The sequence below is a fragment of the Lysinibacillus louembei genome (assembly GCF_033880585.1).
Lineage (GTDB): Bacteria > Bacillota > Bacilli > Bacillales_A > Planococcaceae > Metasolibacillus > Metasolibacillus louembei.
Window position 1 is genome coordinate 1,341,779 of record NZ_CP137624.1, and the last position, 16,351, is coordinate 1,358,129.

A 16,351-nucleotide genomic window follows, 5' to 3' on the forward strand; every position below is an offset into this window, starting at 1 on the left:
CCTCGGCATAATTCATAAAAGAATGCAGCTTTAAAACATACTTTGCGAATAAGAATAATTATATAAGGGGGATTTTATGAAAAAGGTAATGGTAATTTTATTTGCTGTGTTTTTATTAGCAGGCTGTGCTAATAGCGATGCTTCTGAGGGGAAAGTGCAAATTTTAAATTCCTCATACGACCCGACACGTGAATTATATGATGAATTTAATAAGGAGTTTGCGGCCTATTGGCAAGCTGAGAAAGGGCAGGAGGTTGTTATTAAACAGTCACATGGTGGCTCAGGCAGTCAGGCACGCTCAGTTATTGATGGTTTAGATGCTGATGTTGTGACATTAGCTTTAGCGTACGACATTGATGCTATTGCAGACCAAAAATTAATTGATGAAAACTGGATGAGCCGTTTGGACAATAATTCGGCTCCGTATACATCAACAATCGTCTTTTTAGTCCGTAAAGGCAATCCAAAGGGCATTAAAGATTGGGATGATTTAGCCAAGGAAGATATTTCAGTTATCACACCAAATCCAAAGGCATCTGGAGGAGCTCGTTGGAATTATTTAGCGGCGTGGGGCTTTGCATTGGAGCAATATGGAAACGATCAAGAGAAGGCTAGAGAATTTGTTGCAAGTATTTATAAAAATGTAGAGGTGCTAGATTCAGGCGCGCGTGGCTCGACAACAACATTTGTTGAAAAAGGGATTGGCGATGTTTTAATTACTTGGGAAAATGAAGCGCTATTAGCTTTGAAGGAAATGAAAAACAATGAATTTGAAATTGTTGCACCGTCCATCAGTATTTTAGCGGAGCCATCAGTAGCAGTAGTAGATAAAAATGTGGATCGCAAAGGCACGAGAGAAGTGGCAGAAGCCTATTTACAGTTTTTATATTCTGATATTGGGCAAGAAATAGCCGCTAAAAATTATTATCGCCCACGTAATGAAGAGATTGCTGAGAAGTATCGTAGCGAATTCCCTGAAATTAAATTGTTTACGATTGATGAGAAATTTGGTAGCTGGCGAGAGGCACAGCAAACACATTTTAGTGACGATGGTGTGTTTGATTCGATTTACCAGTAATAGATGGTGGTGTAAATGATGAAAAAAAAGAAAAATGTATTGCCAGGCTTTGGCTTGTCAATGGGGATTACAATGCTGTATTTAAGCTTATTTATTTTAATTCCGCTATCCATGATATTTATTGAGTCCTCTAAATTAGGCTGGGTAGATTTTTGGAAGGCTGTGACGAATGAACGCGTCATGCATGCTTATAAAATATCTTTTGCTACAGCATTTGCAGCAGCTCTTTTTAATGGCATTTTTGGGCTATTAATTGCATGGGTGCTTGTTCGCTATAGCTTCCCAGGCAAAAGATTAATCGATGGGCTAATTGACTTACCTTTTGCCTTACCGACAGCAGTAGCAGGTATTGCATTGACGACTTTATATACGAAGGATGGCTGGCTCGGTCAATGGTTTAGCCTGCTAGGAATCAAAGTTTCGTTTACACCACTCGGTATTACTCTTGCCCTGATGTTTATTGGCTTACCGTTCGTTGTACGTATGGTGCAGCCTGTGCTAGAAGGGTTAGAGCGTGAGGTTGAGGAGGCTGCATCAAGCTTAGGGGCGACGCGCGGGCAAATTTTCCGCAAAATCATTTTCCCTGAGGTATTACCAGCTTTATTAGCAGGGTTTTCTCTCGCATTTGCAAGGGGGCTTGGTGAATATGGCTCCGTTGTCTTTATCGCAGGCAATATGCCGATGAAAACGGAAATAGCCCCGTTAATGATTATGACAAAGCTAGAGCAGTTTGACTATGCTGGAGCAACAGCTATTGCGGTTGTGATGCTCGTTGTTTCATTTATTTGTTTAATTTTTATTAATTTCCTACAAAAATGGAGCCAAAAGCATGTATTGCAAGAGGATTAGGAGGGGGAACAATGAAGCGGGTTTTAATTACATGTATGCTCCTATATTTAGCATTGTTTTTAATTGTACCGTTAGTTTTTATTTTTGTGAAGGCGTTTGAGCAAGGAGCAGCTGTTTATTTTGCAGCGATTACAGAGAGTGATGCTTTATCTGCGATTAAATTAACGCTACTTGTTGTTGTCATCACAGTACCACTGAATACGATATTTGGTATAGCAGCAGCATGGTGTATTACGAAATTCCACTTTAGAGGAAAGCAGTTATTGCTGTCTTTAATCGAATTGCCATTCGCTATTTCTCCTGTCATTGCAGGGTTAATCTTTATTTTACTGTTTAGCCCAAGAAGTGCTGTAGGCTCGCTTTTAATGGATTGGGGAATCAAAATTATTTTTTCAACACCAGGTATTATTATTGTCACGATGTTTGTGACGTTGCCATTTATTGCACGCGAGCTTATTCCGGTGATGCAAACACAGGGGAAGGCAGAGGAGGAAGCTGCCATTTCACTTGGGGCGAGTGGCTGGCAAATGTTTATTCGTGTGACATTGCCAACGATTAAATGGGGTTTACTATACGGCATGATTTTATGTAGTGCGCGTGCAATCGGTGAGTTTGGAGCTGTATCAGTAGTATCTGGCAGAATTCGAGGCATGACAAATACAATGCCTTTACATGTAGAAATTTTATATAACGAATATCAGTTTTCGGCAGCCTTTGCGGTAGCATCACTGATGTCGTTACTGGCACTCGCTACATTGATTATTAAATCATTTATTGAATACAAGACAGAAAAACAAGTAGGTGAATAGCATGTCGATTGAAATACGTGAGGTAACAAAGCATTATGGCTCATTTCAAGCATTGAAAAATATTAATTTAACGATTGGTAAAGGGGAGTTAGTAGCACTGCTAGGTCCATCTGGCTCAGGAAAGACGACACTCTTGCGCATGATTGCAGGGCTAGAATCGATTGAGGAAGGCAGCATCGCATTTGATGGGAAAGATTTAAGCACAGTGCATGTCAATCAACGAGATGTTGGCTTCGTTTTTCAACACTATGCGCTATTCAAGCATATGACGGTGTTTGATAATGTAGCATTCGGTTTAAATGTACGCAAAAAAAGCTTGCGACCATCGAAAAAGGATATCGAGCAAAAGGTGCATGAGCTTTTAGAGCTAGTAAAGCTAAGTGGCTTTGCACATCGCTATCCATCACAGCTATCAGGTGGGCAACGTCAACGTGTTGCACTAGCACGAGCATTAGCAGTGGAACCAAAAATGCTGCTATTAGATGAGCCATTTGGGGCGCTTGATGCAAAGGTTCGAAAGGAATTACGCCGCTGGCTACGCAAATTGCATAATGAAATGCATATAACGAGTGTCTTTGTCACACATGATCAAGAGGAAGCGCTCGATGTAGCAGACCGCATCGTTATTATGAATAAAGGGAAAATTGAGCAAATTGGAACGCCTTCAGAAGTTTATGATAAGCCTGTTAGCCCCTTTGTTTATGACTTCTTAGGCAATGTGAATTTATTCCACGGTCGATTGCAGCAAGGAAAGTTAAATTTAGGTAGCGCCCAGTTGGATGCACCTGATTACCTTGATAAAGATGGGGCGGATGCAGTGGGCTACGTACGACCACATCATTTAAAGGTTGAGCGCATACGACAAAATAAGGATGAAATTGCAGCGAAAATTACCTTTATGCATTCGGTTGGACCTACTTGGCATATTGAAATGCGACGTGAGGATATTGAGGCATATGTCGAAGTGGAGCTGAGCAAAGAGGAGTTTGGACAATTAGATTTAAAAGTTGGAGAAATCGTTTATGTTAGTCCAAAAGAAATGAAAGTGTTTATCCCAGAGGATTTTATCATATAGGGGGGAGTAGCTTGTTAACGTATAATACGTGGGAAAATCCTGAAATATCATTTGAAATTGATGAACAATATAAAGGGGCTTTAGAGGTTATTAAATGGAGCTATGAGCAGTATGGCAAAGATATTGTTTATGCATGCAGCTTTGGTATTGAAGGCATTGTGCTCATTGATTTAATTGCTAAAGTGCAGCCAGATGCACAAATTGTCTTTTTAGATACGGATGTGCATTTTAAAGAAACGTATGAAACGATTGAGCGTGTACGTGAAAAATATCCGACGTTGAATATTGTGCTAAAAAAGCCTGCATTAACACTAGAGCAGCAGGCACAGCAATTTGGCGATAAATTATGGGAAACAAATCCGAATCAATGCTGCAATATTCGCAAATTAGAGCCGTTAAATGAAGTGCTATCAGGAGCAAAAGCCTGGATTTCTGGTTTGCGCCGTGAGCAATCGGAAACACGTCAAAATGTAGAGTTTATCAATAAGGATAATCGATTTAAATCAATTAAAATTTGCCCGCTCATTCATTGGACATGGAAAGATGTATGGCGCTATGTATCAAAGCATGAGCTTACGTATAATGTGCTGCACGACCAAGGCTATCCAAGTATCGGCTGCTCACATTGCACAAAGCCTGCTTTTACATTAGAGGATTTGCGTGCGGGTAGATGGCAGGGGCAAGGGAAAACGGAATGTGGACTTCATACAGAGTAATGAAAAGGAGAATCGCAAATGACTGAACTTACACATCTTGATCAGCTTGAGGCAGAAGCAATTTATATTATTAGGGAAGTAGCTGCAGAGTGTGAAAACCCTGTTATGCTCTATTCGATTGGTAAGGATAGCTCTGTAATGCTACATTTAGCAATGAAAGCATTCTACCCTGAAAAGCCACCATTTCCATTTATGCATATCGATACGACATGGAAATTTAAAGAGATGATAGAGTTTCGCGACCGTCGTGCGAAGGAGCTAGGTATTGACATGATTGTGCATGCGAATGAGGAAGGGCTTGCGCAAAATATAAATCCATTTGACCACGGCTCAGCTTATACGGATATCATGAAAACACAGGCATTGAAGGATGGTTTAAATAAATATGGTTTTACAGCCGCCTTTGGTGGTGGTAGACGTGATGAGGAGAAGTCTCGTGCAAAGGAGCGCATTTTCTCATTCCGCAATAAAAACCACGCATGGGACCCAAAAAGCCAGCGTCCTGAAATGTGGAAGCACTTTAATACGAAGATTCATAAAGGTGAAAGTATACGTGTTTTCCCGATTTCTAATTGGACAGAAAAGGATATTTGGCAATATATTCGCCGAGAAAATATCGATATTGTGCCTCTTTATTTTGCAAAGGAAAGACCTGTCGTTTATCGTGAGGGCAATTATGTTATGGTCGATGATGAGCGCATGCGTCTACAGCCAGATGAGGAAGTGCTATTGAAAAAGGTTCGCTTCCGTACATTAGGCTGCTATCCATTAACAGGTGGTGTCGAATCAAATGCGGTGACATTGGATGAGATTATTGAAGAAACATTAGGCGCAGTGACATCCGAGCGTACAACGCGCGTAATCGACCAAGAGGCTGTTGGCAGCATGGAAAGACGTAAGCGAGAGGGGTATTTCTAAAATGAAAAGTTTATTGAAGTTCATTACATGCGGCAGTGTCGATGATGGTAAATCAACATTAATTGGCCATATGCTGTATGATGCAAAGCTATTATTTGCTGACCAAGAAAAAGCTTTGGAGCTAGATAGCAAGCTAGGAAGCCGCGGTGGGGAAATTGATTATTCACTGCTTTTAGATGGTTTGCTGGCAGAGCGTGAGCAAGGAATAACAATTGATGTTGCTTATCGTTATTTTACAACAGACCATCGTTCATTTATTGTGGCGGATACTCCAGGGCATGAGGAATATACACGTAACATGGCTGTGGGGGCTTCCTTTGCAGACCTTGCGATTATTTTAGTAGATGCAACAAAGGGCGTTATTACACAAACGAAGCGTCATGCACGTATTTGTGCGCTAATGGGTGTAAAAAATCTTGTGCTTGCTATCAATAAGATGGATTTAGTGAATTTTAATGAAGTACGCTTTACGAAAATTAAAAATGACTTCTTGCAGTTGATTGAGGAGTTTCGTTTAGAGAGTGTGCAAGTAATTCCAGTTTCTGCGACGAACGGAGACAATATTACGAAAAAATCTGCAAATACGCCATGGTACGATGGTTTAGCATTGCTGCCTTATTTAGAGTCAGTGGACATTCATCAAGAGCAAGAGCAAGATTTTTTCTTAATGCCTGTTCAACGTGTGAGTAGACCGAACCATACATTCCGAGGCTTCCAAGGACAAATTGAGGCAGGGAAAATCGCAGTCGGTGATGAAATTACGACATTGCCAAGCAATGAAAAGGCGAAGGTAAAAAGCATTTTCGTCACAGATCGTGAAGTGCAAATTGCTAGTGCGGGGCAGCCTGTGACAATCCAATTACACAGAGAGGTAGATGTTTCGCGCGGCTGTGTATTAACAACAGACAGGGAAATTGCAGTAGCAGATTTGTTGACGGCTCAAATTTTATGGATGGATGATACAGAGCTTGAGGTGGGAAAAAACTATTTCATTAAAGTAGGAACGAAAACGATTCCTAGCACAATTGTTGCAATTCATCATAAGGTAGACATTAATACAGGCCAGCATTTAAAGGCGGATAAAATTACTAAAAATGAGTTGGCGACATGTGATATTGCATTATCTGAAAAGGTTGTTTTTGATGCCTTTGAACGAAATGAGGCATTAGGCAATTTTATTTTAATTGATCGCATTACGAATATGACTGCGGCATGCGGTGTCGTGCAAGAGGCTGTTGAAGATAATAAAAATATTTTTTGGCAGCAAACAGATGTGACGCGCGAGGTGCGTGCTGAGCAAAAAGGACAAAAGCCATTAACATTATGGTTCACAGGGCTTTCTGGCTCAGGGAAATCGACACTAGCAAACGAAGTAGAAAAGCGCCTTGTATCATTAGGCTACCATACGATGCTGCTTGATGGTGATAATGTGCGATTAGGATTAAATAAAGATTTGGGCTTTGAAGAGGCTGGACGTATCGAAAATATTCGCCGCATCGCAGAGGTGGCGAAGCTGATGAACGATGCGGGATTAATTACATTAACATCGTTTATTTCACCTTTTGAGCAGGAACGCCGCAAAGCACAGCAAATCGTCGGAGATGCTTATATTGAAATATATGTGAGCACACCGCTTGAAGTATGTGAAAAACGTGATGTTAAAGGGCTTTACCAAAAAGCTCGTGCACAGGAAATAGCAGATTTTACAGGAATCTCGAGCCCATATGAGGAGCCAGAAAAACCGCATATTACAATTGACACAAGCGATATTTCCTTAGAGGATGCTGCGGATTATATTGTCAAAGAAGTATTGAAGATAGGTGGAAAATAGTAATTCGCACGCAAGCAATTTGTTAGTCAGAGAAATTAAAAAGTGTAAGAATTCATTGTGAAAAATGGCTTTCTTACACTTTAGATAATAGGATTTTCTATGCTCTTGTCACAATATGGAATGGATTTTTTAATTGCACTTTATTATAGAGCAAAGGCTGATTTGTTGTCGTATCAAGTACTTGGCCGCCACTATATTTTACGATGGCTTCACCAGCAGCAGTATCCCATTCCATTGAGTAGCTGAAGCGGGGGTAGACATCAACCTTACCTTCTGCGACGAGGCACATTTTAATGGAGCTACCAGATGTTACAAGCTCGATTTGTTGATGCTGCTCCCGCATTTTTTGAATATATGCCTCTGTCTCGTTGGAAAAATGTGAGCGACTTACAGCAATAGCAAAGGATTCTCTAGCTGTTTCGATAGGCAACTTTTGAGCAATTGTTAACAATGCACCTTCGCTATCAATTTTTTCGAGACGTTGAGTGCAATTGATTAATTGATATGAGCCGAGTTCGCTAGAGGCAAAATACATTGTATCAAGTACAGGGCAATAAATAACGCCAAGCACAGGTGTGCCATCTTCAACGAGGGCGATATTGACGGTGAATTCCCCGTTGCGTTTAATAAATTCCTTTGTGCCATCTAGCGGGTCAACTAGCCATAAAGCATGCCATTTGCTGCGCTCTGTATAATCTGCAAGCTCGCCCTCCTCACTAATGACAGGAATATGTGGATAGCTGCTGATAAGCTGTGAATAAATAATTTGATGTGCCCTTTTGTCTGCAATTGTGACAGGAGATTCATCATTTTTTAATTCGATGTTCATCTCGTTTGTATGATAAACAGTTAAAATTTCTTGGCCGGCTTTAAAGGCGATACGAATCGGCTCTAAAATTTGTATAAGGTTTTTCATTTATATAAGCTCCATTTCTTAAAATAGTTGACGCAATGCTTCAATGAATATGTTGACATTCCTTTTTTCTTTCATTGAAGGTGCGTAAATGTACGATAGTGTCCGTAAAAGAGGAGGGGCATCGAGCTGTATTACATGCATTTCACCCGTCTTTAAATCTCGTTCGATAACACTTTTTGATAGCATGGAAAGACCTAAATTATTCATAACAGTTTCCTTTATTCCTTGGATGCTGCTAATGGACATTAATGTTTTTACTTTCAGCTCATTTGCTTGTAAAAACTGCTTTAAATATTCGCCTGTTCCTGAGCCAATTTCACGCGTAATCCAATCTTCATTTTGCAAATCAGCAATTGACACATTTTTTTTAGCTGCTAACGGATGGCAGGCGGCGGAAACAATTACTAGCTCATCATCTTTAAACGGCTCTACGATAATTTCTTTTTCGTTTGTTTTGCCTTCAACTAAGCCGATATCAACTTGAAAAAGCTTAGCACATTGAACAATTTCCTCAGTATTACCAATAATAATTTGAAAGGAAAGCTCAGGGTATTGTTCTTTTAATTTAACAAGTAATGGAGGAAGGATGTATTCACCAATTGTAAAGCTTGCACCGATTTTTAGATGACCTTGCACTGTATGGTGATAATCTAATAGCTCCTGACTTGTTTGTTCATAGAGCTGTACCATTTGCCTCGCTCGCTCTAGCAATATTTCCCCAGTAGGTGTAATGCAAAGTAGCTTAGGGGAACGTTGGAAAAGCTGTGTTTGAAATTCCCTTTCTAAGTTTTTAATATGTAAGCTTACCGTTGGCTGTGACATACATAGTGCATCAGCGGTTTTTGTGAAATTTTTTATTTCGCATAACTTAATAAACGTATGAAGCTCCTCAATATTCATCTAGTAATCCCCTTTCTTCCACACGATTATATTTGCTGATAGCCTCGATTATTAATTGTTATTTTACCAATCAATGAGCATATAGTAAAGTAAACTTATTGGAATTATTCGTTTTTAAAACATAGTTTACCTATAAGTATTGGAGGGGTAGTTCATGGGTAAAGTTTATATTGTTGGTGCTGGGCCTGGAGATGTAGAGCTTATCACGGTAAAAGGACTTCGTTGTATTAAAGAAGCGGATGTTATTTTATATGATCGTTTAATTAATCATGAGTTATTAAGCTATGCAAAGCCAAATGCACAATTGATTTTTTGTGGAAAACTGCCAAATCGCCATGCGATGATTCAAGAGCATATTAACCATTCACTTGTACAGTATGCAAAGCAAGGTAAGGTGGTAACGCGTTTAAAGGGTGGAGACCCATTTGTCTTTGGACGTGGTGCCGAGGAGGCAGAAGTATTAGCAAGCCACCATATTCCATATGAAATCGTTCCAGGAATTACATCTGGTATTGCAGCGCCAGCCTATGCAGGCATCCCTGTGACGCATCGTGATCTTGGCTCAAGTTTTGCTATTGTGACAGGGCATATGAGAGAAGGGAAGGATGATTCAATTAAATGGGAAAGCCTTGCTAATGGCGTCGATACATTAGCGATTTATATGGGTGTTGGCAATTTACCTTATATTTGTAATCAACTATTAAAATATGGGCGTGCTGCGACAACGCCTGTTGCCCTTGTTCATATGGGGACATTTGAAGAACAGCAAACCGTTACAGGGACGCTTGAGACAATTGTTGACATTGCATTGGAGAGCAATGTGAAAAATCCTAGCATTATTATTGTTGGAGAAGTGGTTTCATTGCGAGAAAAAATTCAATGGTTTGAGGTGCAAAATCAATTAAGTGAAAGTGTTGTGTAGAAATGCAGGCTATTTTATATATCGGTCATGGCACAAGACTAAAGCAAGGAGTGGGGGAGGCCCTTCAATTTATTGAAGCGGTTAAACAGCAAATTCCTATTGAAATTCAGGAGATTGCGTTTTTAGAGCTAGTAGAGCCAGATATAGTGCAGGGTGTTGGGCGTTGTGTAGCACAAGGAGCAACAACAATAGCGATTGTGCCATTGCTGCTATTAACAGCGCAGCATGCCAAGGAGGATATTCCGTTAGAAATAGAAAAAGCGCAGCTTTATCCACATGTGCAATTTACACTTGGGCGACCATTTGGAATTCACGACAAATTAATTGCTACCATTTATAAGCGCATTCAGGAGCAACAAATTGAAATTTCACATGAAGCAGAGGTGCTATTAATAGGGCGAGGCAGCAGCGATACAGCTGTTGTGCGAGATATGCAGGAAATTAGTGAGCTCGTGCGTAGCAAATTTGGTTTTTCATCTGTAAAGGCATGCTTTTTATATGGAGCAGGTCCAGCCTTTCAAGATGCGCTAGAAGCGATTAAAGAACGCGATGTGAAGCAATTATTTATCGTGCCATATTTATTATTTTCTGGGCTGTTAAGCAAAGGGATTGAAAAAGATATAAAAGCATCGGAATTTGACCGTTCACGTGTCATTTTATGCTCCAGTTTAGGTTATGACGACAATGTTCAGCAAGTATTAATAGAGCGAGTGCAAGAGGCTTTGCAAATAAGGGGGGACATGAATGACAAAGCAAAAGAGCAATAGTGAGCTTACACTTGAAAGCATTAAAGAAATGTTAGGGTCGATTAAATTTGGAACGATTACACTCGTTATACAAGATGGGCATGTCGTTCAAATTGAAAAGAACGAAAAAATTCGTTTGAAATAATTAGCTAATGATTCGAGAGGTGGAAAACTTGACTTTACAAGTATTGAACAGCCCTTTTAGTGAGGAGCAAGTAAAACAATTAAACACGCTATTACCTACATTAAATGACTATCAAAAAATTTGGTTAACAGGTTATTTAAGCGTTGTACCAGCGACAGCAGTAGTGCCGGTTATTGACACAGCAGAAGAGGTAAAGGTGATTGCTACAGAGCCGCAATCAGCAACGATTTTATATGGCTCGCAAACAGGTAATGCTCAAAGCTTAGCGGAAAAGCTTGGGAAAGAACTGAAGGACGCTGGTGTAGAGGCAACCGTCTTAGCAATGTCAGCATTTAAAACAAATCAGCTAAAGAAGTTAACAAATTTATTTATTATTACGAGTACACATGGCGAGGGGACACCGCCAGATAATGCGATTCAATTCCATGAATTTTTATATAGCAAACGGGCGCCGAAGCTAGAGAGTATACAGTATTCTGTGTTAGCGCTTGGCGATAGCTCTTACGAGTTTTTCTGCAAAACAGGTGCTGACTTTGATGAGCAATTAGCAAAGCTTGGTGCACAGCGCATCGTGCCACGTGTTGACTGTGATTTAGATTATGATGACTTAGCAGCAGGTTGGTTTGAAAATGTGAAAAATGCATTAGTCACAGCGGCTCCAGCTACTGCCTCGCAAACAAGTGCGATAACGAAAGAAGCTAGTAGTACACAATATTCGAAAAAGAATCCATTTTATGCAGAGGTGCTTGAAAAAATTAATTTAAATGGACGCGGCTCTAATAAAGTGACATACCATGTTGAACTTTCATTAGAGGAATCAGGATTAACATACGCGCCAGGTGATAGCATTGGCATTTTACCTGAAAACGATGAGCAGCTAGTTCACTTATTAATTGAAGCATTAGGCTTCCAGCAAGAGGAAATCGTTCAAGTGGATGAGCAAGCTGTACCATTAGGTAAAGTGCTACAAAGAAAGCTTGAAATTACGGTATTATCAAAGCCGTTGCTACAAAAAATTCAAAACTTTACAGTCAATTCGGATTTAGCGGAGCTTTTACAAGATGATCAGAAGTGGAAGGACTATGTATACGGTCGAGATTTATTAGATGTGGTACGAAGCTTTGGTCCATTTTCGTGGAATGCGCAGCAATTTGTTGAGCTATTGCGCAAAATTCCAGCACGCTTATACTCGATTGCCTCAAGTCAGGAAGCAAATGAGGAAGAGGCGCATTTAACAATCGGCAAAGTGAGCTACGAGACAGATGGGCGCGATCGGCTTGGTGTTTGCTCAGGTCAAATTGCAGAGCGCATTGAGATTGGGCAAAAGCTGCCTATTTATATTCATGCGAATCCGAATTTTAAATTACCACAGGATGACAATATACCAATTATTATGATTGGTGCTGGTACAGGGATTGCACCATTCCGCTCATTCGTGGAGGAGCGTGCAGCACGCGGAGCGGAAGGCAAGTCATGGCTATTTTTTGGTGACCAGCATTTCGTGACTGACTTCCTCTATCAAACAGATTGGCAGGGCTGGGTAAAGGATGGCGCATTAACAAATTTGACAACAGCATTTTCACGTGATGGTGAGGAGAAAGTATACGTCCAGCATCGCTTACAGGAGCATGCAAAGGAGCTATATGAGTGGATTGAGCAAGGTGCTGTCATTTATGTATGTGGCGATGAGAAGACAATGGCGGCTGATGTTGATAAAACGCTTCATGCCATTATTGCAGAGCAAGGGGCAAAAGCAGCTGAGCAGGCAGCAGAATATATCAACAATTTAAAGCAGCAACAACGTTATCAAAGAGATGTTTATTAGATGGAAAATGAAATGAGGCGAATAGAATGACGGAGAAAGTTGTATTACCACCACAGCCTGGTAAGCCAAGTGATGTGGAACGAATAAAAAGTGAAAGCAATTACTTGCGTGGTACGCTTGAAGAAACGATGAACAACCCATTAAGCTCAGGCATTCCTGATGATGATAATCGCTTAATGAAGTTTCATGGCAGCTATTTGCAGGATGATCGTGATTTGCGCAATGAACGCCAAAAGCAAAAGCTTGAACCAGCTTATCAATTTATGGCACGTGTGCGTACACCAGGTGGGGCAGCGACACCAGCACAATGGCTTGTAATGGATGAGATGGGGAGAAAGTATGGCAATGGCTCGCTCAAGCTAACAACACGTCAAGCATTCCAAGTACATGGAATTTTAAAATGGAATATGAAAAAGTATATGCAGGAAATTCATGAGGCACTGTTAGACTGTATCGCAGCATGCGGAGATGTCAATCGTAACGTAATGTGTAATGTCAATCCGAATCAATCGAAGCTGCATGAAGAGGTGTATACATGGTCTGCAAAGCTAAGTGAGCATCTACTGCCAAAAACGCAGGCTTATCACGAGCTATGGCTGGATGGCGAAAAGGTTTACGATGGGCAGGAAAAAGAGGTTGAGCCAATGTATGGTGCCTTGTATTTGCCACGTAAATTTAAAATCGGCATCGCTATACCACCAAGTAACGATATTGATGTTTTTTCACAGGATATCGGTTTGATTGCAATTGAAGAAAACAATCAGCTTATTGGCTTTAACGTTGCTGTTGGTGGCGGTATGGGGATGACACATGGCGATACGGCTACTTATCCGCAGCTTGGTCGTTTAGTCGGCTATATTCCAAAGGAACGTTTACTTGAGACGGCAGAGAAAATTTTAACGATTCAGCGTGATTATGGCAACCGTTCTGTACGTAAAAATGCGCGTTTTAAATATACGATTGATGCACGTGGTCTTGATTGGTTTAAAGAGGAGCTTCACCAACGTTTAGGCTGGCAGCTTGAAGAGGCTCGTCCATATTCCTTTAAACGTACAGGTGATGAGTTTGGCTGGATTAAAGGTGAAGATGGCAAATGGCATTTCACGCTCTTTATTCAAAATGGTCGTGTGCGTGATTTTGAGGACTATCAGCTAATGACGGGACTTCGTGAAATTGCAAAGGTGCATACAGGCTTATTCCGTCTAACGCCAAACCAAAACTTGCTAATTGCAGATGTGACACCACAGAAAAAGCGTACAATTGATGCGCTGTTGAAAAAATATAAAATTACAGATGGTGCACATTATTCTGCATTACGTCGCAATTCAATTGCTTGCGTATCACTGCCAACATGCGGCTTAGCAATGGCTGAAGCAGAGCGTTATTTGCCATCATTAATTACGAAAATTGATAGCATACTGGAGGAGTTTGGGCTACTCGAAACAGAAATCGGCATAAGAATGTCAGGCTGTCCAAATGGCTGTTCAAGAGCAGCGATGGGGGAGATTGGCTTTATTGGCAAAGGGCCAGGTAAATACAATCTATACTTAGGTGGAGATTTTAAAGGACAACGCTTGAATAAAATTTACCGTGAAAATATTGGCGAGGAAGAAATTTTATCAACATTGCGCCCAATACTTGAGCATTATGCAAAAGAGCGCGAGGAGCAGGAGCATTTCGGTGATTTTGTTATCCGTCAAGGCTATGTCGAGGCAGTAACAGATGGGCGTCAATTCCATTTATCATAATAAGTCGCATAAAGGTTGTATGGAAAGTAGGTGCTTGCCTCCTTCCATACAACTTTTTTAGCCAATATATCGAATTGTAGGGGAACATCAAGAATATTATTTGTTTCTTCAATTTTTTACATATTACTGAAGAACAAGAAGGCAATTAAAGCTCCAAGTGACAGTATAAAAATTAAAATAATAACAGCTGGAATAATTAGCGTGAAAAATGCTTTCCAATTAGAGAATTGGTGCGCTTCTGCTACAACAGCAACAGACACAACAAATGACCAAATACCGAGTGCAAATGAGAGTAGCATAACAACTAAAAAAATAGCAATACCTGTTCCTGAGAAGGCTAACTCTGTATTTAAAAGAGTGTCAGGTGATACGACGAACCAAATTAAATAAATGGGTCCCATCGCTGCAGCTGGAATCGATGCTAAGCTCATCACTTTATACATATCTGTATACGTGGATGTACCTTTAAAAAGTTTTCCGATTGCCCATGGAAAGAATGCTGTAATAAACAACCCTAATATTGCTAAAAAGGGAGATACAAGAACTACTCCAATAAGGAACGGCCAAGTCAAGATTTCTCCAGTGTCTAAAAAGTTCACAGGTAAACTGATAATCGTACAAATTGTAATAATCATCATAGCGAAACCAAGTGTTTTGTGGTCAATCAAATAGCGAGCTGCTTGCTTTGGGTGTAGCCACACAGCAAGAAAAGGATTTAACGTTTTGTTATCCATCATATACCTCCAAAATAAAATATGTATTTCATTACCTATTATACCGAAAAAACAGATGAAAAGTTTCAAAAATTTACTATAATACTAAAATTGAGGTTTGGTTCCTATCCTTAGTGACAACCGTATTTTACAATCTGTCAGTGACGCATTAAACTAAATGAAAGAGGAGGGATTCTTTTGCATAAAACAGAAGATATTTTAGCAGCTAAACAATTTATTATGGAGCGAATTACAGAGCAACCAACAATCGGTATGATTTTAGGTTCTGGTTTAGGTCCGCTTGCAGATGAAATTGAAAACGCAGTAACGATTCCATATAATGAAATTCCACATTTCGCCAAATCGAGTGCGATTGGGCATGCTAATGAGCTAGTCATTGGACAACTAAAGGGGAAAACAGTCGTTGCCATGAAGGGACGCTTCCACTATTATGAAGGCTTCACATTAGATGAGGTGACATTCCCTGTACGTGTAATGAAAGCATTAGGGGTCGAAAGCTTATTAATTACGAATGCTTGTGGTGCTGTAAATACAAGCTTCAAGCCTGGTGATTTAATGTTAATTACAGACCATATTAATTTAGTTGGCACAAATCCATTAATTGGACCAAATAACGATGAGCTAGGAACGCGCTTCCCAGATGTATCGCAAGTGTACAACCGTGAGTTACGCAGTATTGCACAGGAAGTAGCGGCAGCGCAAGGCTTAACATTACAGCAAGGCGTTTATGCTTGGTGGAGCGGTCCTGCTTATGAAACACCAGCAGAAATTCGTATGATTCGTACATTAGGTGCTGATGCTGTCGGCATGTCTACAGTGCCTGAGGCGATAGTTGCAGTACATGGTAATATGAAAGTATTAGGTATTTCATGCTTAACAAATATGGCTTGTGGTATTTTAGATCAGCCTCTAGGGCATGATGAAGTAATCGAAGTAGCGGCCCAAGTGAAAGAGAAGTTCATCCAATTAGTAAAAGAAACAGTAGAGAAAATATAAGATTTTAGCTGTGTAGAAAGTAATATACGCTTTCTACACAGCTTTTTTTATACAATAAAATTTAGAAAATTCCAAAATTTTATATTGCTAATAAATTTTTGTGAAACTATAATAGGGTATATTCAAGTGCTATTTTCGGGTCC

The 16,351-nt window shown here is 40.2% G+C and carries 15 protein-coding genes and 1 pseudogene; 13 read left to right on the forward strand and 3 right to left on the reverse strand.

The features are described 5' to 3' along the window. Positions 1-76: 76 nt before the first annotated feature. From R6U77_RS06700 to cysC, 7 genes and pseudogenes are all read left to right on the forward strand, one after another. Positions 77-1,078 carry a sulfate ABC transporter substrate-binding protein gene (locus tag R6U77_RS06700; protein WP_319837888.1) on the forward strand — a complete coding sequence of 334 codons (1,002 nt, stop codon included), beginning with the start codon at positions 77-79 and terminating at the stop codon, positions 1,076-1,078. An 18-nt stretch (positions 1,079-1,096) separates the two neighbouring features. Then, positions 1,097-1,927 carry a sulfate ABC transporter permease subunit CysT gene (gene cysT, locus R6U77_RS06705; RefSeq protein ID WP_293921924.1) on the forward strand — a complete coding sequence of 277 codons (831 nt, stop codon included), beginning with the start codon at positions 1,097-1,099 and terminating at the stop codon, positions 1,925-1,927. A gap of 20 nt (positions 1,928-1,947) precedes the next feature. Beyond that, a pseudogene (gene cysW / locus R6U77_RS06710) lies at positions 1,948-2,736 on the forward strand (sulfate ABC transporter permease subunit CysW); the annotation flags it as partial. 1 nt (position 2,737) lies between these two features. Next, the gene (locus R6U77_RS06715; RefSeq protein WP_319837890.1) at positions 2,738-3,811 is read left to right on the forward strand and encodes a sulfate/molybdate ABC transporter ATP-binding protein; all 1,074 of its coding nucleotides are present in this window, start codon (positions 2,738-2,740) and stop codon (positions 3,809-3,811) included. A gap of 11 nt (positions 3,812-3,822) precedes the next feature. Further along, the gene (locus tag R6U77_RS06720; protein WP_293921831.1) at positions 3,823-4,527 is read left to right on the forward strand and encodes a phosphoadenylyl-sulfate reductase; all 705 of its coding nucleotides are present in this window, start codon (positions 3,823-3,825) and stop codon (positions 4,525-4,527) included. Between the two features lie 18 nt (positions 4,528-4,545). Then, complete coding sequence (gene cysD, locus R6U77_RS06725) at positions 4,546-5,445, forward strand: sulfate adenylyltransferase subunit CysD (RefSeq protein ID WP_319837891.1); 900 nt, start codon at positions 4,546-4,548, stop codon at positions 5,443-5,445. Between the two features lies 1 nt (position 5,446). Further along, on the forward strand, positions 5,447-7,276 hold the full coding sequence (cysC, locus tag R6U77_RS06730; protein WP_319837892.1) for an adenylyl-sulfate kinase: 1,830 nt from the start codon (positions 5,447-5,449) through the stop codon (positions 7,274-7,276). A 97-nt stretch (positions 7,277-7,373) separates the two neighbouring features. On the opposite strand, the gene cysQ is transcribed toward cysC, so the two are convergent. Together cysQ and R6U77_RS06740 are read right to left on the reverse strand one after the other, a co-directional pair. Continuing rightward, on the reverse strand, positions 7,374-8,192 hold the full coding sequence (gene cysQ, locus R6U77_RS06735) for a 3'(2'),5'-bisphosphate nucleotidase CysQ (RefSeq protein WP_319837893.1): 819 nt from the start codon (positions 8,190-8,192) through the stop codon (positions 7,374-7,376). An 18-nt stretch (positions 8,193-8,210) separates the two neighbouring features. Then, positions 8,211-9,092, reverse strand: a complete 882-nt coding sequence (locus R6U77_RS06740; protein WP_293921819.1) for a LysR family transcriptional regulator — start codon at positions 9,090-9,092, stop codon at positions 8,211-8,213. A gap of 154 nt (positions 9,093-9,246) precedes the next feature. Between R6U77_RS06740 and cobA the strand changes: the two genes are divergently transcribed. The 5 genes from cobA to cysI are packed head-to-tail and all read left to right on the forward strand — an operon-like array spanning position 9,247 to position 14,478. After that, positions 9,247-10,014: a uroporphyrinogen-III C-methyltransferase gene (gene cobA / locus R6U77_RS06745; RefSeq protein WP_319837894.1), complete on the forward strand. Its 768-nt coding sequence runs from the start codon at positions 9,247-9,249 to the stop codon at positions 10,012-10,014. Between the two features lie 2 nt (positions 10,015-10,016). Next, positions 10,017-10,781 carry a sirohydrochlorin chelatase gene (locus R6U77_RS06750; RefSeq protein ID WP_319837895.1) on the forward strand — a complete coding sequence of 255 codons (765 nt, stop codon included), beginning with the start codon at positions 10,017-10,019 and terminating at the stop codon, positions 10,779-10,781. Next, a complete protein-coding gene (locus R6U77_RS06755; protein ID WP_293921813.1) occupies positions 10,759-10,905 on the forward strand; it encodes a YezD family protein in 147 nt (48 codons plus the stop codon). The genes R6U77_RS06750 and R6U77_RS06755 overlap by 23 nt, the downstream gene beginning before the upstream one ends. Positions 10,906-10,933: 28 nt before the next feature. Then, the gene (locus R6U77_RS06760; RefSeq protein WP_319837896.1) at positions 10,934-12,730 is read left to right on the forward strand and encodes an assimilatory sulfite reductase (NADPH) flavoprotein subunit; all 1,797 of its coding nucleotides are present in this window, start codon (positions 10,934-10,936) and stop codon (positions 12,728-12,730) included. 26 nt (positions 12,731-12,756) lie between these two features. Further along, the gene (cysI, locus tag R6U77_RS06765; RefSeq protein ID WP_293921807.1) at positions 12,757-14,478 is read left to right on the forward strand and encodes an assimilatory sulfite reductase (NADPH) hemoprotein subunit; all 1,722 of its coding nucleotides are present in this window, start codon (positions 12,757-12,759) and stop codon (positions 14,476-14,478) included. A gap of 116 nt (positions 14,479-14,594) precedes the next feature. Here the strand turns inward: cysI and R6U77_RS06770 are convergent, their stop codons facing one another. Then, positions 14,595-15,212, reverse strand: coding sequence for a YIP1 family protein (locus tag R6U77_RS06770; protein WP_319837897.1), 618 nt, complete (start codon positions 15,210-15,212; stop codon positions 14,595-14,597). A gap of 177 nt (positions 15,213-15,389) precedes the next feature. On the opposite strand from R6U77_RS06770, the gene R6U77_RS06775 reads away from it, so the two are divergent. Next, entirely contained in the window at positions 15,390-16,208 is an 819-nt protein-coding gene (locus tag R6U77_RS06775; protein WP_319837898.1) for a purine-nucleoside phosphorylase, read from the forward strand. The last annotated feature ends 143 nt before the right edge of the window (positions 16,209-16,351 follow it).

What these genes read in the sequence shown, in the direction of transcription:
- R6U77_RS06700 (WP_319837888.1), top strand. Translation starts at nt 77, where the DNA reads ATGAAAAAGGTAATGGTAATTTTATTTGCTGTGTTTTTATTAGCAGGC.
- cysT (WP_293921924.1), top strand. Translation starts at nt 1,097, where the DNA reads ATGAAAAAAAAGAAAAATGTATTGCCAGGCTTTGGCTTGTCAATGGGG.
- R6U77_RS06715 (WP_319837890.1), top strand. Translation starts at nt 2,738, where the DNA reads ATGTCGATTGAAATACGTGAGGTAACAAAGCATTATGGCTCATTTCAA.
- cysD (WP_319837891.1), top strand. Translation starts at nt 4,546, where the DNA reads ATGACTGAACTTACACATCTTGATCAGCTTGAGGCAGAAGCAATTTAT.
- cysC (WP_319837892.1), top strand. Translation starts at nt 5,447, where the DNA reads ATGAAAAGTTTATTGAAGTTCATTACATGCGGCAGTGTCGATGATGGT.
- cysQ (WP_319837893.1), bottom strand. Translation starts at nt 8,192, where the DNA reads ATGAAAAACCTTATACAAATTTTAGAGCCGATTCGTATCGCCTTTAAA.
- R6U77_RS06740 (WP_293921819.1), bottom strand. Translation starts at nt 9,092, where the DNA reads ATGAATATTGAGGAGCTTCATACGTTTATTAAGTTATGCGAAATAAAA.
- cobA (WP_319837894.1), top strand. Translation starts at nt 9,247, where the DNA reads ATGGGTAAAGTTTATATTGTTGGTGCTGGGCCTGGAGATGTAGAGCTT.
- R6U77_RS06750 (WP_319837895.1), top strand. Translation starts at nt 10,017, where the DNA reads ATGCAGGCTATTTTATATATCGGTCATGGCACAAGACTAAAGCAAGGA.
- R6U77_RS06755 (WP_293921813.1), top strand. Translation starts at nt 10,759, where the DNA reads ATGACAAAGCAAAAGAGCAATAGTGAGCTTACACTTGAAAGCATTAAA.
- cysI (WP_293921807.1), top strand. Translation starts at nt 12,757, where the DNA reads ATGACGGAGAAAGTTGTATTACCACCACAGCCTGGTAAGCCAAGTGAT.
- R6U77_RS06770 (WP_319837897.1), bottom strand. Translation starts at nt 15,212, where the DNA reads ATGGATAACAAAACGTTAAATCCTTTTCTTGCTGTGTGGCTACACCCA.